At 35.6% G+C, this 25304-nt stretch carries 25 protein-coding genes; 13 read left to right on the plus strand and 12 right to left on the minus strand.

Annotated elements, in window-relative coordinates:
- Window positions 1–2: 2 nt before the first annotated feature.
- The 5 genes from ACY2RS_RS08975 to ACY2RS_RS08995 form a co-directional block, all read right to left on the minus strand.
- Entirely contained in the window at window positions 3–776 is a 774-nt protein-coding gene (locus tag ACY2RS_RS08975; RefSeq protein WP_490098307.1) for a head GIN domain-containing protein, read from the minus strand.
- A gap of 10 nt (window positions 777–786) precedes the next feature.
- Window positions 787–1842 carry an acyloxyacyl hydrolase gene (locus ACY2RS_RS08980; protein ID WP_490098308.1) on the minus strand — a complete coding sequence of 352 codons (1056 nt, stop codon included), beginning with the start codon at window positions 1840–1842 and terminating at the stop codon, window positions 787–789.
- Window positions 1843–1912: 70 nt separating this feature from the next.
- On the minus strand, window positions 1913–2854 hold the full coding sequence (locus ACY2RS_RS08985; RefSeq protein ID WP_490098309.1) for a pyridoxal-phosphate dependent enzyme: 942 nt from the start codon (window positions 2852–2854) through the stop codon (window positions 1913–1915).
- Window positions 2855–2908: 54 nt separating this feature from the next.
- Window positions 2909–3331, minus strand: coding sequence for an RrF2 family transcriptional regulator (locus tag ACY2RS_RS08990; RefSeq protein ID WP_490098310.1), 423 nt, complete (start codon window positions 3329–3331; stop codon window positions 2909–2911).
- Window positions 3332–3349: 18 nt separating this feature from the next.
- Entirely contained in the window at window positions 3350–3775 is a 426-nt protein-coding gene (locus ACY2RS_RS08995) for an OsmC family protein (protein ID WP_490098311.1), read from the minus strand.
- Window positions 3776–3969: 194 nt separating this feature from the next.
- On the opposite strand from ACY2RS_RS08995, the gene ACY2RS_RS09000 reads away from it, so the two are divergent.
- From ACY2RS_RS09000 to ACY2RS_RS09020, 5 genes are all read left to right on the plus strand, one after another.
- The gene (locus ACY2RS_RS09000; protein ID WP_490098312.1) at window positions 3970–4491 is read left to right on the plus strand and encodes a hypothetical protein; all 522 of its coding nucleotides are present in this window, start codon (window positions 3970–3972) and stop codon (window positions 4489–4491) included.
- Between the two features lie 217 nt (window positions 4492–4708).
- Window positions 4709–5965, plus strand: coding sequence for a methionine adenosyltransferase (gene metK, locus ACY2RS_RS09005; protein ID WP_490098313.1), 1257 nt, complete (start codon window positions 4709–4711; stop codon window positions 5963–5965).
- A 206-nt stretch (window positions 5966–6171) separates the two neighbouring features.
- Window positions 6172–6972, plus strand: a complete 801-nt coding sequence (locus tag ACY2RS_RS09010; RefSeq protein WP_490098314.1) for a helix-turn-helix domain-containing protein — start codon at window positions 6172–6174, stop codon at window positions 6970–6972.
- Window positions 6973–7050: 78 nt separating this feature from the next.
- The gene (locus tag ACY2RS_RS09015; RefSeq protein WP_490098315.1) at window positions 7051–8682 is read left to right on the plus strand and encodes a serine hydrolase domain-containing protein; all 1632 of its coding nucleotides are present in this window, start codon (window positions 7051–7053) and stop codon (window positions 8680–8682) included.
- A 92-nt stretch (window positions 8683–8774) separates the two neighbouring features.
- Window positions 8775–9317: a CIA30 family protein gene (locus ACY2RS_RS09020; protein WP_490098316.1), complete on the plus strand. Its 543-nt coding sequence runs from the start codon at window positions 8775–8777 to the stop codon at window positions 9315–9317.
- Here the strand turns inward: ACY2RS_RS09020 and ACY2RS_RS09025 are convergent.
- From ACY2RS_RS09025 to alaS, 5 genes are all read right to left on the minus strand, one after another.
- Complete coding sequence (locus ACY2RS_RS09025) at window positions 9310–9960, minus strand: response regulator (RefSeq protein WP_490098317.1); 651 nt, start codon at window positions 9958–9960, stop codon at window positions 9310–9312. The genes ACY2RS_RS09020 and ACY2RS_RS09025 overlap by 8 nt on opposite strands.
- A gap of 58 nt (window positions 9961–10018) precedes the next feature.
- Complete coding sequence (locus tag ACY2RS_RS09030; protein ID WP_490098318.1) at window positions 10019–11962, minus strand: tetratricopeptide repeat-containing sensor histidine kinase; 1944 nt, start codon at window positions 11960–11962, stop codon at window positions 10019–10021.
- A gap of 367 nt (window positions 11963–12329) precedes the next feature.
- Window positions 12330–12881 (minus strand): DUF6252 domain-containing protein, encoded by a 552-nt coding sequence (locus ACY2RS_RS09035; protein ID WP_490098319.1) that lies wholly within the window; start codon window positions 12879–12881, stop codon window positions 12330–12332.
- A gap of 324 nt (window positions 12882–13205) precedes the next feature.
- Window positions 13206–14153 (minus strand): GSCFA domain-containing protein, encoded by a 948-nt coding sequence (locus ACY2RS_RS09040; protein WP_490098320.1) that lies wholly within the window; start codon window positions 14151–14153, stop codon window positions 13206–13208.
- A 151-nt stretch (window positions 14154–14304) separates the two neighbouring features.
- A complete protein-coding gene (alaS, locus tag ACY2RS_RS09045; RefSeq protein WP_490098321.1) occupies window positions 14305–16923 on the minus strand; it encodes an alanine--tRNA ligase in 2619 nt (872 codons plus the stop codon).
- Window positions 16924–17044: 121 nt separating this feature from the next.
- On the opposite strand from alaS, the gene ACY2RS_RS09050 reads away from it, so the two are divergent.
- The 6 genes from ACY2RS_RS09050 to ACY2RS_RS09075 all read left to right on the plus strand — a co-directional run bounded on the left by ACY2RS_RS09050 (window position 17045) and on the right by ACY2RS_RS09075 (window position 20840).
- Window positions 17045–18022: a M23 family metallopeptidase gene (locus ACY2RS_RS09050; RefSeq protein ID WP_490098322.1), complete on the plus strand. Its 978-nt coding sequence runs from the start codon at window positions 17045–17047 to the stop codon at window positions 18020–18022.
- Window positions 18023–18132: 110 nt separating this feature from the next.
- Window positions 18133–18462 carry a MerR family transcriptional regulator gene (locus ACY2RS_RS09055; RefSeq protein ID WP_490098323.1) on the plus strand — a complete coding sequence of 110 codons (330 nt, stop codon included), beginning with the start codon at window positions 18133–18135 and terminating at the stop codon, window positions 18460–18462.
- A gap of 20 nt (window positions 18463–18482) precedes the next feature.
- Window positions 18483–19091: a LemA family protein gene (locus tag ACY2RS_RS09060; protein ID WP_490098324.1), complete on the plus strand. Its 609-nt coding sequence runs from the start codon at window positions 18483–18485 to the stop codon at window positions 19089–19091.
- 4 nt (window positions 19092–19095) lie between these two features.
- The gene (locus ACY2RS_RS09065) at window positions 19096–19539 is read left to right on the plus strand and encodes a TPM domain-containing protein (protein WP_490098325.1); all 444 of its coding nucleotides are present in this window, start codon (window positions 19096–19098) and stop codon (window positions 19537–19539) included.
- Between the two features lie 84 nt (window positions 19540–19623).
- Window positions 19624–20442: a TPM domain-containing protein gene (locus ACY2RS_RS09070; protein ID WP_490098326.1), complete on the plus strand. Its 819-nt coding sequence runs from the start codon at window positions 19624–19626 to the stop codon at window positions 20440–20442.
- Window positions 20443–20591: 149 nt separating this feature from the next.
- Window positions 20592–20840 carry a VOC family protein gene (locus ACY2RS_RS09075; protein ID WP_490098412.1) on the plus strand — a complete coding sequence of 83 codons (249 nt, stop codon included), beginning with the start codon at window positions 20592–20594 and terminating at the stop codon, window positions 20838–20840.
- A gap of 159 nt (window positions 20841–20999) precedes the next feature.
- Here the strand turns inward: ACY2RS_RS09075 and ACY2RS_RS09080 are convergent, their stop codons facing one another.
- Window positions 21000–22835, minus strand: coding sequence for a fasciclin domain-containing protein (locus tag ACY2RS_RS09080; protein WP_490098327.1), 1836 nt, complete (start codon window positions 22833–22835; stop codon window positions 21000–21002).
- Window positions 22836–23103: 268 nt separating this feature from the next.
- Entirely contained in the window at window positions 23104–23757 is a 654-nt protein-coding gene (locus ACY2RS_RS09085; RefSeq protein WP_490098328.1) for a hypothetical protein, read from the minus strand.
- Between the two features lie 82 nt (window positions 23758–23839).
- Between ACY2RS_RS09085 and ACY2RS_RS09090 the strand changes: the two genes are divergently transcribed.
- Together ACY2RS_RS09090 and ACY2RS_RS09095 are read left to right on the plus strand one after the other, a co-directional pair.
- Complete coding sequence (locus ACY2RS_RS09090) at window positions 23840–24355, plus strand: RNA polymerase sigma factor (RefSeq protein WP_490098329.1); 516 nt, start codon at window positions 23840–23842, stop codon at window positions 24353–24355.
- Window positions 24356–24408: 53 nt separating this feature from the next.
- Window positions 24409–25302, plus strand: a complete 894-nt coding sequence (locus ACY2RS_RS09095) for a FecR family protein (RefSeq protein ID WP_490098330.1) — start codon at window positions 24409–24411, stop codon at window positions 25300–25302.
- Window positions 25303–25304 lie beyond the last annotated feature (2 nt).

A 25304-nucleotide genomic window follows, 5' to 3' on the forward strand; every position in this document is an offset into this window, starting at 1 on the left:
GATTATTCGAATATTAACTGTCCAGTAAAGGCAATCTCAACCTCCACGATAGGAGGTCTATTTACAGCAATAACATCTCCGGTACTCACAATATTTCCTGTTAATTTTTCTTGAGGATTCACAATCATTTTATTGGCGCTTCTTTGAAAGAAATCAAACTCATTTACAACTAGATTTCGTCCTTCAAATCGAGGGTTTTCATCTAAAAAACTCACTCTTGCTTTGGCAACAGCGCCGCTCATAAAAAACACACTTTGTCCGTTAGCATTGACACGCAACTCTTCACTTACAATATCTAGATAAAAATCACCAGTCTTCTTTGGAGAATCCAGCCCTCCTTCGGTATTGCTTGAAAGTTGCAACTCAGGAAAATTTAAGGTACCAATACTTCGTATATCATAATTAGAGGCGTTTCTAATACTCGTTAGGTTTGGCGTAGTTACTGTAATAATGGTTACACCGTAATCCCTTACAAAGTTACAGGCATTTGTATCTGTTAGAATAAGTGTGTCGTCAAGAACACTAATGCTAACATCTGAAAGTAAATTTTCTCCAGTAGTGACAGACACTTCTTGAACATCTCCTTGCTGAATAAACAAGGTCACTTCTCCTTCTGTTCTCACCTTAGAGAAAGGGGGCACTTCAACATTCGTAGTAATACTATCTCCTGCTGCCTGGAAGCAATCACTTCCTGAAGATGAATTACAACCATACAAAAACACAATGAGCAACGCAATAATGGTGTTCTTACATAGTATGTTTCTTGTTTTGTTCATACGCATCAAATTATATTCTATACCCTACTCCAAAAGCTACATTTTCTGCCTTTGCCCAATGAGACTTTAAGGTTACAACAGCAAACACCTTTTTATGAATGTAATACTTTAATCCGGGTCTTAAATAAATACGTCCTTCAAAATCATAAGGATAATACACATAATATCCTACTTGGCCTATCAGCGACAATCTATTTACATGCAATTCATATCCTGCAAAAATACCAGCTCTTTTAAAATCTTCGTCTCCTGTAACACCCGAATTTGGAAAAGCTGCCGCATTGTAATCAATTTCTGTCTCCAAAAATTTTGAATACATAAAGTCTACTCCTAATTGTAAAGAGCTTTTAAAGCTTACCCGTTTATCTGCATATCCAGACAGTACAAAAAATGGCTTTTGTCCCAAACCAATTACGCTTCCTTCATTAACTCCACCACGAAGCACTAGATTAAAATGAATGGGCTCAGTAATTTTCTCAAAAGAATTAGTTTGTATGTAATTAGGAACGTTTGCCGCATCTATTTCATAAGTGAGCCCGAGGGTTGCTGCAAAAGTATTGATACTTGTATTGGGCGCTTTTACACTCGAATTTGAATAATGAATTAAAGACAGTCCAGCCTTTACACCAAAGCCTTTAAACAGGTTTTGTTTATTGTAGCCCAACATAAAATATGTAGATCCTAGTATGTGACTACCAAAAGCATTATTATTTGGATTTTCATCAATATCAAAAGGGTTTTCTGCATAGGCTATTCCTGTTGCCAAACGCAAAAACAAATTCCGTTTTAGAAAATAAAAATTATAGTGACCATGTACTCCTATGGTTCTTCCTAAAACCTCATTTTGTGGGTTTTGATAGACCATAGAAACACCAAAATCTGGATAATTATAGGCCTGTTCCCAGCGCTCCGTTCCAAATGTTTTTACATTATACCCAAGTATAAATCCTTCTGGATGTCCTTTAATAAGATGTTCAATATCCTTGTTATGCCTTAAAATGCTTCCATAAAAATAGTTGGCATCCACAAAAAAATTCGTGTTATCTTCTTGAGCCTGAACAAGCATACAGCTCCATAAAGCGATACATATTAGTAATAATCTTCCCACGCAGCAAATAAAGTAAAATTGAAGGGTTTTAAAAAGGCAAGTTTGTTAAATCAACATTTCCTCCAGAAAGAATAATACCAATACGTTTCCCAGAAAATTGTTCTTTATCTTTTAACAAAGCAGCAAAAGGAACAGCACAAGATGGTTCTATAATAATTTTAAGACGTTCCCAAAGTAGTTTCATTGCAGCAATAATCTCCTCTTCTTCTACACGAATAATACCAGAGACCAATTCTTTAATAATAGGAAAGTTTTTATCTCCAAGATGAGTTCGCAACCCATCAGCTATAGTGTTCACACTTGTGTTGTATTCAATCTTTCCAGACAAAAGTGATCTGTAAGCATCATCTGCAGCAAAAGGCTCTCCTGCATACACCTTACAATTGGTTCCATAATAAGTAGCTGCCAAAGCTGTGCCAGCTAATAAGCCACCACCACCTACTGGGGTAAATAACAGCTCAAGGTTTGGCTGAGCTTCTAGCAATTCTATGGCTGCTGTTCCCTGTCCTAAAATTACATCAAGATCATTTGAAGGATGTAAAAAGGTGGCACCTGTTTCATTTTGTATTCTTTCTGCCATGGCTTCTCTTGCAGTAATGGTACCCTCAGAAAGTGTGATGCGCCCGCCATATCCAGCAACAGCTTCACGCTTTACTTGGGGTGCATTATTAGGCATTACAATATACGCTGGTATACCAATATTTTTTGCTGCCAAAGAAACGGCTTGCGCAAAATTCCCCGAACTGTGCGTAACAACTCCTTTGCTACGTTTTGCTGCTGGAATTTGCAACATAGCATTAATAGCTCCACGCATTTTAAAGGCACCCATTTTCTGGAAATTTTCACACTTAAAATATAGGGAAGCACCACTTATTTCGTTGAGTAATCTAGAACTAAGCACTGGTGTATTATGCACATGAGGTGATACTCTTGAAAAAGCAGCTTGGACATCTTTTTTACTAGGAATCATACTACTAAGATACGCATTAATCTAGTGAGAAAAATACATTTTTGAATTGTTCACTTACAGAAGACCACCCGAAACTAAATCGGTAATTGTTGTGTTTTCGTAAACTTTTAAGTTATTGTCTCTCACTTTTAGCATAAAATGATGTATTGAACATGCATGTTCGTCTGGACAGTCATCACATTTCTTATAGAAATTTAAACTCACACAAGGCACCAATGCTATAGGACCTTCTAAAACTCTATACACAGATGCGATGCTAATTTTATCGGCATCTTCTCTCAACATGTATCCACCACCTTTTCCTTTTTTAGAAACAAGTAAGTCGTTTTTGCGAAGTGTCAACAAAATACTTTCTAGAAACTTTAACGAGATATTCTCAGCTTCCGCAATTTTTGAAATTTGAACAGGCAAACCCGTTTCTTGTTTGGCAAGAAACGTAAGTGCTTTTAAACCATATTTTGTTTTTCTTGATAACATAGTAATTGGTTGAGGAGTTTAGTACGCAATCTTACTATTATTAAGTGTAATTTCATAAGATACAATCACACATTTTTCTAATGTTATAGAAACTGAGCAATATTTTTCGAAACTTAAATCGGCTGCTTTTTTTGCTTTCTCAGGATCGATATCTCCCTCTAAAAAAATATGCACATGTATGCTTTCAAAGGGCTTTGCAGCTTTCACTTCTCTTCTACCTCCTGTTACTTCTATGTGATATGCATCAATTTTCTGACGCTGTTTTTCTAATATATGTATCACATCTATGGCACTACAGCTTCCTACACCCATTAATAACAATTCCATGGGGCTAGCGCCTTGTGCATTTTCTTGAGAAGTATTATCTATTAAAATTGGGACCCCAGTTTTACCTTTGGCTTCAAATAAATAGCCATCATTTTTACGCTCTAGTGTTACTTTCATACCTATAAAAATTTTTAATTCACTTATAAAATTTTTAGTTTTTACCTCAGTCCTAAAAGAAGAACTAAAAATTTTATTGATTATCCCTTTGTACCTCCGCTAAAGCTTCAGCGACACGCGGAAGGGTTTGGGTAGAAATCAATAAAATTACTCAAACAAACTGCAGATTATCTTAAATTTACAAACAAAATCATATGCGAGGCTATTTTATTTTATTTTTACTGGTTACTTATTCGGCAATAGCTCAAGAAACAGCCATACATTTTCCAGATGATTTCTTCGGAAATTATATCGGGTCGCTAACCATTCATAACGATGCAGGAAGGTCTGAAATCCCTATGGAATTTCATTTGCAACCCACCGATAGTATTGGAAGTTATAAATACACTTTGGTGTATGGCGAAAACGAACAACGCCAAGAACGACTGTACACCCTAAAAGAAAAAAACAAAGACAAAGGCGAATACATTGTAGATGAAAACAATAGCATTATTTTAGACGATAAAGTTATCGATAACCGAATGTATGCCCTCTTTGATGTGGGAGGCAGCCTACTAACTACTTTTATCACCTTTGAAAAAGACCATATGATTTTTGAAATTGTAGTCTCAAATACTTCAAAGAAGCGTATCTCTGGAGGCACAAGCGATAGTATTCCGGAAGTGATTTCATACCCAGTTTCTGTTGTGCAACGCGCCATACTTTATAAACAATAACTTTTTTTAATTTCAAAGAAACGTTTACATTTGCAGCGATAATTAAGAGGAAAGATTTGACTGCTTGCAACCTCTTCTGAAATATAATATTTCAGAAAAAAGAATTCTAAATCATTTTAGAATTAAATGCTAAATCAGTGAATTACATATTTTGTAATCTTCTCTGGACGTATACGTCAAATCTAACGCAACAAACAAAAAACATAAAACCATTTCTATGGCATATTTATTCACTTCAGAAAGTGTATCTGAAGGACATCCAGACAAAGTAGCAGATCAAATTAGTGATGCTTTAATAGACAATTTCTTAGCATTCGATCCGAAATCGAAAGTAGCTTGCGAAACCTTAGTTACTACAGGACAAGTAGTATTGGCTGGAGAAGTTAAGAGTAGTGTATATCTAGATGTTCAAAAAATTGCACGTGATGTCATTAACAAAATAGGATACACCAAAGGAGAATACCAATTTGATGGTAATTCTTGTGGGGTTTTAAGCGCTATTCACGAACAAAGTGATGATATAAACCGTGGAGTAGATCGTGAGACAAAAGAAGAGCAAGGTGCTGGTGACCAAGGAATGATGTTTGGTTACGCCACTCGTGAGACTGAAAATTACATGCCATTAGCTTTAGATTTATCTCACAAACTATTGCAAGAGCTTGCTGTGCTAAGAAGAGAAGAAAAAGATATTCCTTATTTACGTCCAGACTCTAAGAGTCAAGTAACTATAGAATATAATGACGACAACACTCCCGTGCGTATCGATAGTATTGTGATTTCGACACAGCACGATGATTTTGACAAAGACGACACAAAAATGTTGGCTAAAATTAAAAGCGATATTGTTTCTATATTAATTCCACGTGTAAAAGCAGACTTAAAGCCAGAAATACAAGCATTATTTAACGACGATATCACCTACCATATCAACCCAACAGGAAAATTTGTAATTGGAGGACCTCATGGAGATACAGGTTTAACAGGTCGTAAAATTATTGTAGACACTTATGGTGGAAAAGGAGCTCACGGTGGTGGTGCTTTTTCTGGAAAAGACCCAAGTAAGGTAGACCGTTCTGCGGCCTATGCAACCAGACATATTGCTAAAAATATGGTGGCTGCTGGTGTTTGTGATGAAATACTTGTACAAGTAAGTTACGCCATTGGTGTGGTAGAACCTATGGGGATTTTTGTAGACACCTATGGAACAAGCAAAGTGAACATGACAGATGGTGAAATCGCAAATCTAGTAGCAAAAGTATTTGATATGCGTCCAGCTGCTATTGAGGAACGCCTAAAATTGCGTCAGCCAATGTATAGTGAAACGGCTGCTTACGGACACATGGGACGAACCAATGAAGTAGTTACCAAAACATTCGATATTCCTAATGCAGCAAGTAAAACCATGGAAGTAGAATTATTTACTTGGGAAAAACTAGACTACGTTAGCAAGGTAAAAGAAGCATTTGCTTTATAATTTTTTTTTCTGAAGCACTTCGGAAATTTTAGAATTCAAAAGACTGTTTTAGAGTATGAGAATGCTTTTAAACAGTCTTTTTTTGGTTTACTAAAGTTTTATATTTCGCAAACATTTCAGCATAAAACGTTAGCACTACGTTAAATAAGATTTACATTGAAAAAGTGCTGCGTATATTTAAAGAAAATTGATACAAAGCTTAGCAAATGAACAAACTAAAAACTGGTGAATTTTATGGGACACATTATCAAAAATCTGCATTAAATAATTTAATCATTACCGACACAGAATATACCCATAATAAAGTTGATTGGCATTATCATGAAAATCCATATTTCACCTATTTGCTTGAAGGAAAACTATTTGAATCTAATAAAAAAAGATCTTATTACTTAGAACCTGGAGATTTATTATTTCATAATTGGCAGGACTCACATTATAACATTAAACCACCTGAATTTACAAGAGGGTTCCACATTGAATTTAATGAAACTTGGTTTTCGAATTTTGATATTGATATTGCAAATTTTGAGGGAAGCATTAACCTAAAAAGTCCTCTCATAAAAAACTTTATGAATCATATCTTTATAGAGACTAAAATCAACGATCCTTATTCAAATTTAAGTGTTGAGAGTGATTTGATTAATATATTTAACTCCATAAAAGAATCTAAAAAGGGGCATTCAAAGAAACCTATCTGGGTAAACCAATTAAAAGAATTGTTGATTGAAGAAAAAACAGAATATTCTTTAAAAAACTTAAGTGCAATTTTAGGTGTACATCCAGTTCATATATCAAAAGAATTTAGCAGATATTTTGGAACAACATTAGGAAATTATTTAAGATTAATAAAAGTCAACCAGGCTTTTAACCTTCTTGTGTTAAATAAATTTTCAATGACTGAGATTTGCTACAAATGTGGTTTTTACGATCAAAGTCATTTCATCACAAACTTTAAACGAATATATAAAAAGACACCTTCAAAAATCTTGAAGAATATTTCATAACACTAATTTTATACAATTTTAAGGAAATAAATAATCTCAACTTTGCTTTTCATCAAAAGTCAATCAAAAACTCATAACATGAAATCAAACTATTTATTTATCTTAATAACTTGTTTATTGATATCCTGCAAGAATAATATCAATCCAAGTACATCCCATTCGGAAGAAATTGAAAACTTATATTTTTCTAAAAATGACCTTAGTAAGTTTAAGCCTTCCGAAAACAACTACACAAACAACTTCATTTTAAACAAAGATGAATTTTTAAATATCCATTTTACATTAGACAACCCACTTTTAGAAAGTCTTCAAATATTAGCACCAAACTTAACTGTAGATGAGCTATTAGAAAAAGGCAATTTCCAATTTTCTTTTTTAGTAGATGGAAAAATAGTGTATGTAGAGAATCTAGATAAAGGAGCTGGTCTAAAGGCATCTAAAACAGAACAACTACAACACTCCATTCGCTTAGCTGCACCAAAACAATTAGATTATTGGGGTTGGTTTATGTGGCTTAAATTCATGAAGTTAGGTGGAGGACAAGACGAACTTAGTGAAGGAAATCATTCTCTAGTTATAGAAGTGAGACCTTATATAAAAGAAAATACATTGATTACAGGAGATCTTTTAGCCAAAGGAAAAATAGCTATAGAAGTAGCTGAAATACCCGTAGATCAAAAACTAATTTCTGTTCAAAAAATACAACCTGAAAGTGGTTGGGAATTATCAAAAGACACTTTTGATCACAAAAAAATTGAAGCTTTAAATAGAAAAATAGCAGAAAATAGATTTGAACAAATTAATGGAATTGTTGTTATAAAAGAAGGTAAACTTTTACTTGAAGAATATTTTAATGGAGAAGATAGAAATAGTTTACATGATCCAAGATCTGTAGGCAAATCTATAGCTTCTACCATGATGGGTATTGCAATTAAGGATCATTTTATACAGAATGAAAATGTTTTTTTGAAAGATTTTTATGATTTAAAATCCTTTAAAAACTACAGTCTAAAAAAAGACTCTGTTACACTTAAATCTCTCCTAACAATGAGTTCAGGATTTGAAGGAAATGATAATGACTACAGTAGTATAGGAAATGAAGAAAACATGTATCCAACAAAAAACTGGGTGAAATTCGCACTTGATTTACCCATGCAAAAAGACAATAAAATTGAAAACGATTTTTCTTATTTCACAGCAGGAGCAGTTGTTTTAGGAGATATTATTGAAAAATCTGTTCCTAATGGGTTAGTTTCTTATGCTGATCAAAAATTATTTTCACCTCTCGGCATTACAAATTACAGATGGGAATTTACTCCACAAAAAGTTGGAAATACCGCTGGTGGAATTAGACTAAGAGCAATTGATTTCGCAAAATATGGCCAATTATATAAAAACAAAGGCCTATGGGATGGAAAACAAATTTTAAACCAGAATTGGGTAGAAAAAAGCTTAGACAAACACATAAAACTATCTATTGGTAATGGTTTCTATGGCTATTTGTTTTGGAACAAAACTTTTACTATTAACAATAGAGAATATGAAGTATCCTATTGTAATGGTATGGGAGGAAATAAGATATACATTTTTAAAGAACTTCCTTTTGTAATTGTTATTACTTCTTCTGCATATCAAATTCCAAATGCACATGAAAATGTCGATAAAATGATGACTGAATATATATTGCCAGCAATTATTCAAAAAGAATAAAATCAAACACCAATAAAAAAACCTTAGGTACTACATTTCCTAAATTTTGGATATTTTAAACTACCTTAGCATCACTAGTTTACAAACACATTATGCACTATTTTATTATACTACTATTTTTTACTACAAGCATGAATGCACAAACCGTTTTCGATTTTCATAAAGATGCTAAGATCAATAATTGGTATATTGTGAATGACGGTGTGATGGGAGGGCTCTCTCAAGGAACTATTGCATTAGATAAAGAGGGCTATGGTGTTTTTTCTGGAAACATATCACTAGAAAACTACGGAGGCTTTTCTTCGGTTCGCTACCGGTTACCACAACCTATGAAAGCTTCTGGCGCTACCAAAATTATTATCAAATTAAAAGGTGACGGGAAGAAGTATCAATGCAGAGTTCGTGACGATTATAGAAAAAGATACTCGTACACCACTACCTTTACTACCAATGGAAACTGGCAAGAAATAACTATTGTATTGGGAGACCTATATCCAACGTTTCGAGGCAGGACCTTAGATTTACAAAATTTTAAAGGTGACGTTATCGAAGAAATCACCTTCCTAGCCGGAAATAAAAAAGCCGAACCTTTTTCATTAATAATAGATAATATTCGCTTAGAATACATTAAATAATATTGTGATTCTTTGCTTTTTGCACCGCTTCTATTTTGCTATGTACTTGTAGTTTTTTATAGATGTTTTCGATATGTTTCCGAACGGTGCTGGGTGATAGAAATAAATTTCCAGCAATGACTGTATAACTAAGTCCTTTGCTTAATTGCTCTAACACTTCTACCTCCCGCTTCGACAACTTTATTTCTTCTTGATCTTTTAGGTTTTCTACTGCGTTAGGGTTTCGCAATAATTTCAATGTCTTTAAAGCAATAGAGGGATTCATGGCAGCACCACCATCTAGTGTTTCTTTTATACCATTATAGAGTGCTTCTGGATTGGTTTCTTTTAACAAATACCCATCTGCCCCTGCTTTAATAGCGTTAAAAATATGCTCATCATTATCAAAAGCAGTGAGCATGATAATTTTTATTTGTGGATACTTTTGTTTCACCACAGCCGTAGTCTCTATACCATTTAAGACAGGCATTTCAATATCCATTAAAATGAGATCAATGGTATGATTCTCTTCTAATTTTGTTAGCAAGTCACTACCATTTAAACTCACATGTTTTACAGTGACATCGTCAAAAAAAGAAAGCTTCTCCTTAATAGCGTGAATCAAGAACGTGTTATCGTCTACTATTGCTATTTTTATATTCATGTTTTTTGTTTTAAAGGTATATCTAAAGCGATATAATAAACATAGGGCAATTGCCCTATTAAACTGTCAACAGTATCTTGGTTCCTTTTGAAAGTTCACTTCTTATGTCAATGTTAGCCTGAATATCTCTAGCACGTTTCTTCATATTAGTAAGCCCATTCCCCAAAGCTGCATTGGCAATATCAAAACCACTACCATTGTCCTCGACAGTAACATGAATCGCTGCATCCTTTTCAGTAATATGTACCGAAATAGTAGATGCATTGGCATACTTTAAGGCATTATTAATGGCTTCTTGAATAATTCTATACACATTCATCCCCACAACAGATGACATTGTTTTTTCTTTATCAAGTGTTTCAGAAACTTCAAAAGTAAAATGCACGTGTTCTGCCGCGGCTCCAGCATTATCAATAAAGTTTGATATCCTAGCCTGCAAGTCTTCAAAGGAAATTTCAGTTTTATTCATCGCCCAAATAGTATCCCGCAACTCATAAATAGTTTGGGTTGTAAAATCACTTATGTTTCCTAGTTTGCTGGTAATTTTTGGATCTGCATCTTTTAGGCCATATTTTAAATTATCGACACTAGAAGTTACAAAAGTGAGTTGTGAGCCAATATTATCATGCAAGTCTCTAGAAATACGCAAACGTTGTTCTTGTAACTTATTTTGTGTTTCGATCTTAGCCAAAGCCTGTTTGAGTTCTCCTTCTTTTTTTAACTGATGATTCTTAGATTTTTGTTGATTGTAAAACAAAAAGCCTAAAAGACCTAAGAGTGTTGCCAAGCCAAAGCCACCATAAATCTGATTGTTCTTTTTGGTCACTTCAATCTCTTTCTCTGCTAGAGCAGCGCGCTGCGAAAGTATTTCTTTTTCGCGCTCAGAGGCATCATACTTCTCTTGCACTTCAGCAATTTCTTTTGTGATACGTTCTCCAAGGATTGTTTCATTGATGTCACGAAATAAATCTTGATAATGTAAGGTACTATCTACATTTTTCTTCATGGCATAGTAGGCAGAAAATTGTGCGTATGTGCCTCTTAATATATCTTGAGCATCTAATTTTTTACCAATACTAAGACTTCTTCGTAACAAAGGAACTACTTTAGGTAACTCTTCTGTTTGTAAATAGGAGGTCGCTAGGTTTATAGAGGTACTTGCGATGCCCAATTGATCCTTTATTTTTTCACGATAGGCCAAGGACTCTTTAAAATTTAGATTCGCTTTATTAAATTCTCTCCTAGCTTCATGAATGGAGCCTATATTATTATAAAGACCTCCCAGTTCTCTCTCAAAATTATGAGTACTCGCAAGTGCAAGACCTTTTTTATAATAGTCTAAGGCTTGTACTGTATCTTTTGTATACAAATAGGTATTGGCCAGATTATTATAACTTCGAGTGAGTAACAAGGGTTGCGATTTATTTTCTAAATATGCCACAATATCTTTTTGCTCTTTTAAAGCTCTATCGTACATTTTTAAATTACGATAGATGTTAGCAATGTTATTTCTAATGGTGGTCGAATTTCTTACATTTTTTGTAGCGATGTATATTTTTAAGGCTTCTGTATTATAATAAATAGCAGAATCCATCTTATAAGAATTTTGATACAACAACCCCATTTTACTATAGGCCGATGCAATACCACTACTATCGCTTAGACGTTTTCTAATGGATAGAGATTTTCTATAATTTTCTAATGCTTCTGGATATTCACCTTTGTTGAAATACAAAATTCCTAAATCATTATACGATTGAGCTGTTCCTTTCTCATTATTAGTACGTTTCGATAATGCCAACGCTTTATTTCCAAAATAAAAAGCAGAATCCATATTGACCGTTCTGTAATACCAGCATAAGTCACCCATCAATTTAATAGAAACAGAATCTGACGAAGTCTTGGAAAGCTCCACTTTTAAAACATTAATTTTATCTATTGGAGTTTGGGACACCGAATGAATTGTGGTTGCTAGAAAAACCACAAGAAGGCAAGCTCTCATGTTGTAAAGGATTGATTAGTTGAGACTAAGATACTTAAAACGAATTTTAAAATAAAACCCCATCAAAAGACGGGGTTAACCCATTAAGACAAGCTCCTCAACTTGTTTAATGAAAAAAAAATCATGTCACACAATTATGAATCAAAAATGCCACGAATTAGCATAAAAAACAATACGGCACTTGACGTATAAAAACATGATTTATTTACACTAAACATACATAACAAATCACGACTTTTCTGTAGAAAAAACATTGTACAATAAAGACATTTACTTTGCTATCAAGTTAAAAACCGGAAGCATCATGATGACTACTTCCGGTCCCAGTTAAAAACCTCAACTAGTGAGATCTTTCATACTTGGCTACCTAGTTATCGAAAATTATTTTGAATTCACCATTGGTAATCACCTTTACAGTTTCGTCTTCCCCATTATATCCTTCAAAAGAAAACGTTCCTTCTGCACCTGTATCGTTTTGAGCAGTCACTACGATCCTACCAGGCTCAATAACACCTGTAATAGCTATAATACCATTAGACTGCCATCCTTGTACCGAAGTCCCATTTAATTCTCCATACATAATCATACTTGCATTGCTTATGTCGTCTCCTACTGGATAGGTACCAACACCATCATAGCCAATGATATTAAAGTTGATAAAATCACCATTATTTGTACTTCCTTGAGCCGTTAATACTCTTGTTGGACCAGACCCATTAAGTTGCCCTCCTATTAAAGTTGCCAAATCTGTATCTGCAGCAAAAGCTTGCCCATCTACTGTTGCTCTAAAGTATTCTTCTCCAGAACCCCCGCCGTTTCCACCACCGTTATTTTCAGTTGCGTTATCGTCATCACTACTACACGCTGTAAAAGCCAGCGCCATAAAAAATAAAATTGAAATTTGTTTTAAAGTCTTCATATCAGTTGAGTTTTAATTGTTGTTACCTACCGCAAAGATGCAGCAGACTTAAAACCCTGACAATACGACAATTGACGTATTCGCAAAAAATAGGTAGAAGGAGGTAATGGGTAGGACGCTACGCTTGTAGGTTGTAGGTTTTAACTTTTGGAAGCTAGCGCGCACCCTTTAGTCCCGAAACTTCGGGAGGGGAATAGCGCGCTTATAGTCGGTAGTCTTTAGTCTTTGGTCATTAGCATCTTAGGTAGTGATTATCTAACCTAGGATAAAGTGTTACCCTTTAGCAACAAAGCAATGGAATACCTAATGCCTAATGCCTAATGCCTAAAATTTCACCCAAGGAAGTTCTTGGTTCACTTCGGAAATTTTAGTTGCCAGGTCTTTTTTAAAATTGATATGTGCTTCAGAACCTTCATTAAAAGGTCGGTGCGCTAAGCCACTTTGGATAACCGCTATCTTTTTTCGGAGCGCTAATGTTTCCGAAGCCACCCAAACAGCTTGAAATTTTTCCCTGATAATAGCGATTGCGGTTGCATTTGGATGAATTAAGTCCTCTTTATAAAATCGGTAATCCCGCAACTCATCCATCAAAATTTCATAAGATGGAAAATAGTGATTCCTCTTTTTTGGTTCCACAATTTCTTGAACCCCCGCAATAAGATGCGCTTTGCTCCTGCTATTTTCTAACATACCATCTTTGGTATGCCTAACTGGTGAAACCGTATTGATGATCACACATGATGGATTGACTACTCTTAGCAATGCCTCAATACCTAGTAGCACATCACTTACATCGTCTGGAGAGAGCAATTCTTTTAAAAATTTCTTTTGAGGCACCTTATGACAATTAGCAACAATACGATCTGTTTCAATATGTCGATACACCCATGCAGTGCCAAATGTACATACAATATGTGTTGCTTCTTCTACCCATTTTTTAAGGAGCGATAATTGTTCGTTTAGTTTTAAAATCAAGGTCTCTTGAGAACCATGAGATAGCTGCGAGTGCACCTCAAAACAATGCCACTGTTCTCCTTCAAAGAATACATCGTCTGCAGTAAACCAGGTTTCATTAATAGCTCGGGTAATCAACTTTTCTAGGGCTACAGGATGAAATAAAACCCCAAAAGGATTAGTCTGATGTTGGAATTTAAAGTACTCCAAAGAAGCACCTATATTTTCCGCAAAACAACTTCCCAACAACAATACCTTAGACTTGTAGTCTATCTGGTTTCTCTCTGGTGAGAGCTGTATGGGTGTTATTAGTTTCATGTAGTAATTGTTATAAGTATACTATAAATAAACCTACAAGGATCGTCGTACCTCCTCATACCTTGCAGGTTATTATGTTTTATCTTTTAGATTAATTATTAGATATAGGTTTAACCAGACCTAATATTTCAATTAAAAAACAAGAAAACGACTATTCTAGATATCCTTTCACTTCGCTAAGCGCTGTTGCAATCCCTTCTGGGTTCTTTCCTCCTGCGGTTGCAAAGAAAGATTGTCCTCCTCCGCCTCCTTGGATGTGTTTCCCAAGTTCGCGAACAATTTGTCCAGCATTTAAGCCTTTATCTGCTGCTAATTGCTTATCAATATAACAGGTCAAAAGTGCTTTTCCGTTTGCTTTGCTTCCAAATAAAATAAACAAATTTTCTACTTCACCACCCAATTCAAAGGCTAAGTCTTTTAGTCCGCCAGCATCTAAATCCAATTCTTTTGCTAAGAAATTGACGCCGTTTAGGGCTGTGATTTCATTCTTTAATTCACCTTTAATATTTTTTGCTTTGTCTTTTAATAATTGCGCTATTTGCTTTTGCAAAGCACTATTTTCTTCCTGCAAACTTGTGACTGCTTTTACAGGATCTTGGGCATTATTTAATGATTTTTGTAAGCTAGCAAAGGCATTGCTTCTTTCAATAAAGTATTGCTTTGCAGCATCTCCAGTGATAGCTTCTACACGGCGTATTCCGCTTGCAACAGCACTTTCACTGGTAATGATAAAGTGCCATATATTACTAGTATTTGGAACATGGGTCCCTCCACATAATTCCATAGACTTTCCAAACTTAATAGCACGAACAGCATCACCATATTTTTCTCCAAATAAGGCAATAGCGCCCTCATCGATAGCTTGTTGATACGGAATGTTACGTTTTTCTTCTAAAGGTAATTCTTCTTTGATACGGGCATTCACAAAATCTTGCACCTGTAGCAACTCCTCATCAGTCACTTTACTGAAATGAGAAAAATCGAAACGCAAACTTCTACTATGCACCATAGATCCTTTTTGAGCCACATGTTCTCCAAGTACCTTTCGTAGGGCTTGGTGTAATAAGTGCGTGGCAGTATGATTTGAAGCAGACCTACTACGTTGCTTGCTATCTACAACAGCTTTAAAGTTTTCTTCTGGATTTCTTGGTAGGTTCTTCGCAAAATGAACAATTAAATTGTTTTCTTTCTTGGTATCTATAATGTATACTACTTCGCCATTACTTGCTTCTAAATAGCCTTTGTCTCCTACTTGACCTCCACCTTCAGGATAAAAAGGTGTTAAATTGAAGACCAATTGGTACATCTCTCCATCCTTTTTATTTTCTACTTTTCGATACTTAACAATCTTAATCTTAGTTTCAAGCGTATCATAACCCACAAACTCTTCTTCATTATCGTCTGTTAATTCAACCCAGTCTCCTGTAGACACTTTGGTCGCAGAACGAGATCTATCTTTTTGCTCTTTTAAAGCAGCTTCAAATCCCTTTTCATCCAAATCGTAGCCACGCTCTCTCAAGATAAGTGCCGTTAAATCTATTGGGAATCCAAAAGTATCATATAACTCAAATGCTTTTGTGCCTGCAATGGTTTTGTTTTCTGCTTGTTCAATTACAGAATCTAGCAGCACCAATCCTTGCTCTAGGGTTCTTAAAAAAGAAGCTTCTTCTTCTTTGATAACATTGGTGACTAAATTCTTCTCCTGCTTTAATTCTGGAAAAGCCGTCCCCATTTGCTTGATAAGGGTATCTACCAACTTATAGATAAAAGGTTCTTTGGTATTTAAAAAGGTAAATCCGTATCGTATAGCACGACGTAATATTCTTCGTATTACATATCCAGCCCCCGTGTTGCTTGGAAGTTGACCATCGGCTATAGAAAATGCTACTGCGCGCAGGTGATCACTAATAACGCGAACTGCCACATCTACTTTTTCATCTTTTCCGTATTTCACACAACGAGTTACAGCTTCTATTTCTCTAATAAGTGGTTTAAATACATCAGTATCATAATTACTCTGTACGCCTTGCAATACCATACATAGCCGTTCAAAGCCCATTCCAGTATCAATGTGTTGGTTGGGTAATATCTCTAAAGAACTATCTGCTTTACGGTTGTATTGCATAAATACCAAGTTCCAAATCTCCACCACTTGTGGATGGTCCATGTTCACCAAGGTTTTTCCATCTACAACAGCTTTCTCTTCGGCACTTCTAATGTCTACATGTATCTCGCTACAGGGTCCGCAGGGTCCTTGCGCACCCATTTCCCAGAAGTTGTCTTTTTTATTTCCTTTTAAGATTCTGTCTTCGGCTATGTATTCTTTCCAGATATCATAGGCCTCTGTATCCATATCTAAATTATCTGCATCGTCGCTTCCCTCAAAAACGGTGACATACAAAATATCTTTGTCTATTTTGTAGACTTCGGTAAGTAGTTCCCAAGCCCAAGCAATGGCTTCCTTTTTAAAGTAATCTCCAAAACTCCAATTCCCTAACATTTCAAATAAGGTATGGTGATAGGTATCATATCCCACCTCTTCCAAATCGTTATGTTTTCCGCTCACACGCAAGCACTTTTGTGTATCTGTAAGACGATTATTCTTTGGTGTAGCATTTCCGAGGAAAAACTCTTTAAAAGGAGCCATCCCACTATTCACAAACATAAGGGTAGGATCATTTTTTAACACCATAGGCGCAGAGGGCACAATACTGTGTTTTTTACTTTCAAAAAAGTTTAAAAATGTAGATCGAATTTCTTGAGACTTCATAGGTGTTTTTTAAGCTGAAATTTTAGTTGAAAAGGCAATGCCAAAAACAATTTCTATATTTGTGTAACGTTAGTCAAAATAACGCTACTTATCAACAAGCAAAAATAAGTTTTTTAAATTTATGAGTAAGGTAAAATATTACTATGATAGTGAAACATTATCATACCGAAAAATTGAGCGAAAAAAAGGACGCAAAACGGGCTTATTCGCTTTGAGTTTTTTGGGTATTATACTGAGTGGATTTTTACTCATGCTACTCTTCTTAAACCTTCCAAATTTTGAAACGCCCAAAGAAAAGGAACTGAAACGAGAATTAACCAACTTAGAATTTCAGCTCAATGTCCTCAACAAAAAAATGGATGAGGCAGAAACCGTATTAACCGAAATCGCCGAAAGAGACAACAATCTGTATCGTATCTACTTTGAAGCCAACCCTATTCCTGAAGAGCAAAGAAAAGCAGGTTTTGGAGGAATTAACAGATATAAAGATTTAGAAGGATACGACAACTCTAAACTCATTGTATCTTCTAACAAGCGTATCGATATTTTAACCAAACAAATTGTAGTACAGTCTAGATCCCTAGACGAAATTGCTGCGTTAGCAACAGAAAAAGAAGCATTACTCAAAAGTATTCCAGCCATTCAACCTGTTAACAATGAAGACTTAACGCGCATGGCATCTGGATATGGCTACCGTACAGATCCTTTTACCAAGGCTAGAAAATTTCATTTTGGAATGGATTTTACAGCCCCTAGAGGGACCCCTGTGTATGCCAGTGGTGATGGTAAAGTAACACGTGCCGACAATAGTGCATCTGGCTATGGAAAACACATCCGCATCGAACATGGTTTTGGGTACGAAAGTTTGTATGCGCACTTATACAAATACAATGTAAAAAAAGGACAAAAAGTAAAACGTGGCGATTTAATTGGTTTTGTAGGAAGTACTGGAAGGTCGGAAGCACCTCACTTACACTATGAAGTGTTTAAAGACAAAGAGCGCATCAACCCAATTAATTTTTACTACGGAAATTTGAGTCCCGAAGAATTTGCTGATATATTGAAGCTTAGTGAACAAGAGAATCAGTCTCTAGATTAAAGCCTTTGGATGTTAGACCGCTTCGCTGATACAAGTTAGACCGTCTCTTCGAGACTGATAGAACATAGACTTTTAACCAACGTCTAACGACCAAAGACCACCAACAAATTATGCATGTAGAGCTACCAGAAAAATTATATTACGGCATTGGTGAAGTTGCCGAAGCATTTAACGTGAATACCTCACTCATTCGTTTCTGGGAAAAGGAATTTGATGTTTTACAACCTAAGAAAAATGCCAAAGGCAACCGCAAGTTCACTCCAAAAGACATCAAAAACCTTGAGCTAATTTATCACCTGGTAAAAGAACGTGGTTTTACCTTAGACGGTGCTAAAACACACTTAAAAGAAAACAAAGGCAAAACATTAGAAACCTTTGATATAATTCGTAAATTAGAAACGGTGAAAGCCGAATTATTAAAAATTAAAGACCAGTTATAACAACAAAAACACCAATCATCATGAAAAAATCACTCATTTTTATAATTGCTATTGTTGCCTTAATCGCATTTATAGCTTTTTCTGTAGGACCGAAATTTTACAATTCAGGAATTGAGTTAAAAGAAAATGCTACTGCACAATGGGGGAATGTAGAAAGTGCTTACCAACGTCGAGCAGATCTCATTCCTAACATTGTAAATACTGCTAAAGGATATGCAGAATTTGAGCAAGAAACACTTACCAAAGTGATTGAAGCAAGAAGCAAGGCAACCTCAATTACCATAGATCCTACCAACATTACTCCAGAAAAAATGGAGCAATTTCAAAAAGTTCAAGAAAGTATGACAGGAGCTTTATCTAGACTATTAGCCGTTTTTGAACGCTATCCAGATTTAAAAGCTAATGAAAATTTCAAGGAGCTCATCAACGAATTAGAGCGTACAGAAAATAGAATTAATGTAGAGCGTAATCGCTTTAATGAATCGGCAAAACCTTTTAACAAACACATAGCAACCTTTCCGAACAATATGATTAATAATTTTATTGGAAAATGGGATCCTATTTCGTATTTCAAAGCAAAAGAAGGAAGCGATGAAGCACCAGAAGTAGATTTCGACTTCGGATCATAAACAGATGGGCTCTAAAGTAGAAGATTTTTTAAGTGCACAAGACGAAGCACGCGTTGTGGAAGCCATTCGTATTGCTGAAAGTAATACGAGTGGTGAAATACGTGTACATCTAGAAAACTCTGTAAAAGACATGAATGCCTTTGACAGAGCTGCTCAAGTATTCGATTTTCTGCATATGAATAATACCAAACATAGCAATGGTGTTTTAATTTATGTTGCTGTAGCCGACAAAACATTGGTGATTATGGGAGACAAAGGGATTAACGATGTCGTACCAACAAACTTTTGGGAAAGCACAAAAGATGCCATCATATCGCAATTTAAAAACAACCAAATAGCACAAGGATTGGTAGACGGCGTATTAAGTGCTGGCAAACAATTACAAGAACATTTCCCAAGAACATCCAATGATGTTAATGAATTGGGAGACACTATTTCTGTGGGTTAGTATTAGGCATTAGGCATTAGGCATTAGGCATTAGGCATTAGGCATTAGGCATTAGGCATTAGGCATTAGGCAAAATTATTTTATTTGAAAACGAAAAACTTTTATACTAGAATACTTATCATCTGTCTCACATTATTTTGTGGGGTTAGTACAACCAATGCCCAATTTGACATCCCTCCTGTTCCAAAAGAGCAGACATCCTTATATGATTATGTCAACCTATTAACACCCTCTCAAAAAAATACCTTAGAGCGAAAATTAGTCCGCTATGCAGATTCTACCTCAACACAAATTGTGGTGGCAATAATAGACACCACCAAAGGAGAAGATATCTCTTTTTTGGGTGCTAAGTGGGGACAAAAATGGGGTATTGGTCAGGCCGATGAAGACAATGGTATTTTAATACTACTCGCCAAAGGAGACCGAAAAATTGACATCAATACTGGCTATGGTATAGAATATAGAATTACCGATTTAATGGCCGAACGTATCATTAATAGAGTCATGGTACCACAGTTTAAAACTGGCAATTACTACGAAGGACTCAACCAAGGTGCCGATGCTATTTTTGCAGCACTCAATGGAGAGTTTAAAGAAACCAGAGACTTTAACGAAGAAGATAATTTTCCAGCAGAGTTGGTATTTTTATTATTCTTTTTATTCATCGTTTTTATCATTGCGCTAAGCGCCAAAAAGAATGGTCGTGGCGGCGGCGGTACGGGTTCTAACAAAGGAACCAGCCTACTTGATGTGATCATCTTATCGAACATGGGCCGAACTGGAGGCTTCGGAGGAGGAAACTTTGGTGGAGGTTCCTCTGGCGGTTTTGGAGGAGGAGGCGGCTTTGGAGGAGGCTTCGGCGGAGGTGGCTTTGGAGGCGGAGGCGCTTCTGGAGGTTGGTGATGTTGTGCTATAAGCTGTAGGCTGTAGGCTGTAGGCTGTAGGCAAAATAAAAAAGCACTACTTTCTAAACACATACATTTTTTAAAATTTGAACAAAAGACTAAATACCTCAACTTCCATACATAATACCTATTCTTGAAAGTAGCGATATTGCTAATGACTGCCAATGGTACAGAGACATTCTTGGTTTTACGATAGTTGCATCAAACACTCACTATGCTGTGTTAAAAAGAGATACCATCACCATACATTTGCAATGGCATGCTGGAACTGAAGATGACCCACTTCATGGAGGCGCTGTTTTAAAAATTGTAGTAGAAGATATTTCTAAGTATGTATCAGAGTTCATACAAAAGGGTTGTCTTTCTGAAAATAGAATTCATTACAATACACCATGAATCACGCATGAGTTTGGCCTTTTTCACCCCAACAAGAATGCACTTTTCTTTGTAGAACTACTTTCAACCCAATAATATTTCCTAAGAAAATAAAGAACCGCCCTTTTTCATAGCAAAAAAAGAGCGGTTCAACAACCTAACCAATCAAATAATAGCTTCCTATAGTTCTGGAAGTATTACTTTGTCTATAGCATGTACAACACCATTTGCTGCCTGTACATTTACTACTATAATATTACTTACACGACCATTTAGATCTGTAATCGTTGCATTGGCTGCATCAATGATAATATCATCTCCTAAAGTTCCAACTTGACCATCCACTAAGTCTTCTGCACGAATGTTAGCAGGTGCAATAACGTGTGTATTTAAGGTAGCAGTTAATGTTGCTCCATCTATATCTCCTAGTTCAGAAGCCCCTAATTCTACTAATAAATCTGCAAAAGCTGCATCTGTTGGTGCAAATACCGTAAAAGGTGCCGGAGAAGTTCCGTTTGGTGTGCTCAACGTAGTTACATAATCTGGCTGATCGTCTCTAGTCAAGGCAGCAACTAAATTTGAGAATGTTGCATCTGCAGTTGCAAAAGTAACTACCGTTGGCAATCCTATCACTGCATCTACAATATGTACTACTCCGTTTGCAGCCGCAACATCTGCAGTTGCAACACTTGATACTCCATTTAAACGTACTCCACTTTCAGTATTGATATATAGGCTCAATGGAGCGTCTGCTTCACCGTTAAAGGTTGCTAATGTATTCGTATAACTTGTAGATAAATCTGCTGCGTTATTAATACCTGTCAAAGCGTGATTTAATATAATTTGCGTTAGTGCTTCTACTGCAACATCTTCTAGTGCTGCACCTCCTAAGAACGTATCGAAGGCAGCATTGGTTGGCGCAAACACTGTAAATTCTGCATTTCTATCGCCTAAAGCAGCATCTAATCCTGTAATTTGTAAGGCTTGTGCTAAAGAAGATAAATCTGGTGTCATCATTGCCAATCCAGCAATAGTTGGGTCTACTACATCAATGGCTGCTTGTGGTAATAATACTTTGTCTAATGCGTGTACTACACCGTTTCCTGTCTGCACGTCTACTACAATAATGTTAGCTGGCATTCCAGACGCATCAATAATCTGTGCTCCGTTTGCCAATGAAACGGTAATATCTTCTCCTTGGAATGTAGTTGCTACTTGTCCGTCTGTTAAATCTCCAGACTGTACATTAGCGCCTGCCAATACATGGTAATTTAAGATAGTTTGTAACAAACTTTGTGGTACATCATCTAAAGAACTTAGTCCTAATGAACTTAACAAACCAGAGAATGCATCATTGGTTGGCGCAAAGACTGTAAAAGGTGATGCCGTTGTTCCTGATAATAAAGCTACATAATCTGTGTTAGCGTCTGTTCCTGCAACTAAAGCATCTACTAGTGTTGAGAATGCTGGGTTTGCAGTGGCTTGCGTTACAATTGTAGGAATTGCAATTACAGTATCTACAGCATGAATCACACCATTAGATGCTCCAATGTCTGCACCAGTAACTGTTGACACTCCATTGATTTTAACTCCGGAGGCAAGATCTACAAATAAACTAAGATTACGATCTGTCGTGCCAAAAGTAGCAAGCGAGTTGATGTAGCCTGTAGTTAGGTCTGCAGCATTGTTTGTTCCAGAAACTACGTGATTTAATAATGTGTTAGTAAGCACATCTACTGGCACTTCTTCAAGACTTGCAAAACCATTTGCATTTAAAAAGGTTGCGAAAGCAGCATTGTTAGGTGCAAAAACTGTAAATGGTCCTTCACCGCTTAGAGTAGCGGTTAGATTCGCACGCTCTAGAGCTGCAGCTAGTGCAGAGTAATCTGAATTGGTTGCTACAAACTCTGTGATCGAGGTTGCTGCGTCTGGAATAATAACTGCGTCATCATCATTACCACAAGAGGCAAAAATAAAAGCAAATAATACCAAACTTAATTTTAATACATTTTTCATAACTGTTGTTTTTTTGATTTTAGATTATTTGTACATGAAACAACCACTTTTCAAAATGTACTACCGTCTTTTTTCACTTTAATATTTATTTAACACAACTGTTAATTTTATCTGAAATACAAATGACTTCGGAAATATTAGAAAACGAATTGTATTGCTTGCTTTCGGGTTAAAATGATTAAGTAGCACTTAACCAAAGGGATGTAAATCAAAAAAAACACATCGTAACGCTAGGTTAAGATGTGCTTTAAAAAAGGGTTGTCTTGCCTTATTCGCAGAAAGGAACTTGAGATAATATTTCGTCCTTTAAAATTTCGTTTGAAGTAATTGAAATTTCATCAACAGTCGAAGTTGTTAGCGTAATAGGAAACGAAATACTCGCCAATTGATCGTTAGAGAAAGAAACTATAGACTGGAATGTTTTTTTATCGTGATCAAAAACAACAGTTTCAAAATTATTTGTTTCAGGATTGTACAAATTGATATTAATAGGATATACCATATCTACACAAGTAATTCTGTCATTAAAAAGAGTTCCGTTTGCACAAAATGCTATTTGTTCTTGTAGTGCTTGCTGCGACGCAACCTCCTGAGGTTCGTACGTTGCGTAGGTAATTGTGAGGGGAAATATAGGAACGACCGTATCTTCAGAGGTTATGGGCATTAGATCTTCTATGCTGTTTACAGTGTGCGCTTCATTGTTTAATAGAATTTGATATGGAAAATTAATACTAAAACAAGAGGATTGATCGATCACATCATCAAAAGAACCATCATGAGAGGAAACTCCTTTTAGTAAAGAGGTTAATTGTGCATCTTGTAAAAAAGAAGCTTCTTCTTCAAGTTGTACAATGGTAAGTTCTTCTTCTTGACATCCAACTCCTAAAAAAATAACACAGAGGATTAACAATAAATTCTTCATACTTTTACATTTCACATAAAACAACTTAAATCAAAAAAGTCCTACTTACAACAGTAACCTTTTTTTGAACTCGACCCAATAGATGCCAAAACAACTTCATGATACCGTTTGCGATGAGCAAATCTTCGAGCAAATTCACAGCAAATATGCCAAGGATTTACATGACTTCATCTACTATAAATTTGGCGCACATTTTAATCCACAAGATACGATACAAGAAGCATTCATAAAACTATGGAACAATTGCAAAAAGGTCTCGCCCGAGAAGGCAAAAAGTTTTTTATTCACCATTGCCAACAATACAGCATTAAACGAGGCGAAACACAATAAAGTTGTTTTAAAATTTCAGCAAACAAAACCAAAATCGTACACCAACGAAAACCCAGAATTTGAACTAGAATCGAAACAATACTTATCCCGTTTTGAAAAAGCCTTGGCAAAATTACCCGAAGGGCAGCGCATTGCTTTCATGTTAAATCGGGTAGAAGGAAAAAAACACCAAGAAATTGCAGACATGCTAGGACTTTCAAAAAAAGCAGTCGAAAAAAGAATTTATACAGCACTAAAAGCCCTGCGAGAAGATATCAAAGAAATTTAAATATAAAATGGTAGGACATTTTACTTCCTGGTTGTTATATAGATGAAATTGCTATGAAAGAGAAAGAAAAATTAGTACAAAAGTGGCTCGCAAACGAGCTTACTGAAACGGAGCTAAAGTCGTTTATGACTACGGACGACTTTGCTGCGTTTAAAAAAATTGACCAAGCAGCGCAGCATTTTAAAGCGCCCGAGTTTGACATTAATTCAAATTACACTTCTATTTCAGAAACAAAAAAATCTAACACAAAAACCGCAATTCCTTTATCAAGATATATTGCAACTATTGCTGCTGTTTTAGTCATTGCATTTGGATTGTTTCAATTTTTAGGAACTCCATTAACAACAAATTACTATGCTGGTGTTGGAGAACAAAAAAACATTGAATTACCCGATACCTCAAACGTTACGCTAAATGCCTATTCTTCACTTAATTTTAATGAAAAATCTTGGGATAGAAATATTCAACTACAAGGTGAAGCATATTTCAAAGTTGCTAAAGGCAAAACATTTTCGGTTCACACTAATCAAGGAATGATTCAAGTTCTAGGGACACAATTTATTGTAAAAGACAGACCTAATCTATTTGAAGTGATTTGTTACGAAGGCCTTGTGGCTGTTACCTATCAAAACAAAGAATACAAATTACCCGTTGGTAAAAGTTTAAAAATAGAAAATGGAACCATAAAAAATGAAGTAATTACTGCAATTGAGCCTTCATGGATTCGAGGTATCTCCATTTTTAAAAGTACATCTTTAGAACAAGTATTAAGAGAACTAGAACGTCAATACGAAATTGACATCGATGCAATCGATGTAGACAAGACTGTTTTGTTTACAGGTAGCTTTACCCACAAAAACTTAGCTTCTGCTTTGCAAAGTATTGCAATTCCGCTTACATTAGACTACCAAATAAATAATAACAAGGTTACGCTAACAAAACAATAATT

This window comes from Patiriisocius sp. 208BN25-11, assembly GCF_058147145.1.

Coding starts and splice junctions, on each gene's coding strand:
- ACY2RS_RS08975 (WP_490098307.1), bottom strand. CDS start 776: ATGAACAAAACAAGAAACATACTATGTAAGAACACCATTATTGCGTTG.
- ACY2RS_RS09065 (WP_490098325.1), top strand. CDS start 19,096: ATGGGCTCTAAAGTAGAAGATTTTTTAAGTGCACAAGACGAAGCACGC.
- ACY2RS_RS08985 (WP_490098309.1), bottom strand. CDS start 2,854: ATGATTCCTAGTAAAAAAGATGTCCAAGCTGCTTTTTCAAGAGTATCA.
- metK (WP_490098313.1), top strand. CDS start 4,709: ATGGCATATTTATTCACTTCAGAAAGTGTATCTGAAGGACATCCAGAC.
- ACY2RS_RS09055 (WP_490098323.1), top strand. CDS start 18,133: ATGCATGTAGAGCTACCAGAAAAATTATATTACGGCATTGGTGAAGTT.
- ACY2RS_RS09000 (WP_490098312.1), top strand. CDS start 3,970: ATGCGAGGCTATTTTATTTTATTTTTACTGGTTACTTATTCGGCAATA.
- ACY2RS_RS09015 (WP_490098315.1), top strand. CDS start 7,051: ATGAAATCAAACTATTTATTTATCTTAATAACTTGTTTATTGATATCC.
- ACY2RS_RS08980 (WP_490098308.1), bottom strand. CDS start 1,842: ATGCTTGTTCAGGCTCAAGAAGATAACACGAATTTTTTTGTGGATGCC.
- ACY2RS_RS09035 (WP_490098319.1), bottom strand. CDS start 12,881: ATGAAGACTTTAAAACAAATTTCAATTTTATTTTTTATGGCGCTGGCT.
- ACY2RS_RS09020 (WP_490098316.1), top strand. CDS start 8,775: ATGCACTATTTTATTATACTACTATTTTTTACTACAAGCATGAATGCA.
- ACY2RS_RS09090 (WP_490098329.1), top strand. CDS start 23,840: ATGCCAAAACAACTTCATGATACCGTTTGCGATGAGCAAATCTTCGAG.
- ACY2RS_RS08990 (WP_490098310.1), bottom strand. CDS start 3,331: ATGTTATCAAGAAAAACAAAATATGGTTTAAAAGCACTTACGTTTCTT.
- ACY2RS_RS09040 (WP_490098320.1), bottom strand. CDS start 14,153: ATGAAACTAATAACACCCATACAGCTCTCACCAGAGAGAAACCAGATA.
- ACY2RS_RS09010 (WP_490098314.1), top strand. CDS start 6,172: ATGAACAAACTAAAAACTGGTGAATTTTATGGGACACATTATCAAAAA.
- ACY2RS_RS09060 (WP_490098324.1), top strand. CDS start 18,483: ATGAAAAAATCACTCATTTTTATAATTGCTATTGTTGCCTTAATCGCA.
- ACY2RS_RS09080 (WP_490098327.1), bottom strand. CDS start 22,835: ATGAAAAATGTATTAAAATTAAGTTTGGTATTATTTGCTTTTATTTTT.
- alaS (WP_490098321.1), bottom strand. CDS start 16,923: ATGAAGTCTCAAGAAATTCGATCTACATTTTTAAACTTTTTTGAAAGT.
- ACY2RS_RS08995 (WP_490098311.1), bottom strand. CDS start 3,775: ATGAAAGTAACACTAGAGCGTAAAAATGATGGCTATTTATTTGAAGCC.
- ACY2RS_RS09050 (WP_490098322.1), top strand. CDS start 17,045: ATGAGTAAGGTAAAATATTACTATGATAGTGAAACATTATCATACCGA.
- ACY2RS_RS09025 (WP_490098317.1), bottom strand. CDS start 9,960: ATGAATATAAAAATAGCAATAGTAGACGATAACACGTTCTTGATTCAC.
- ACY2RS_RS09085 (WP_490098328.1), bottom strand. CDS start 23,757: ATGAAGAATTTATTGTTAATCCTCTGTGTTATTTTTTTAGGAGTTGGA.
- ACY2RS_RS09095 (WP_490098330.1), top strand. CDS start 24,409: ATGAAAGAGAAAGAAAAATTAGTACAAAAGTGGCTCGCAAACGAGCTT.
- ACY2RS_RS09030 (WP_490098318.1), bottom strand. CDS start 11,962: ATGAGAGCTTGCCTTCTTGTGGTTTTTCTAGCAACCACAATTCATTCG.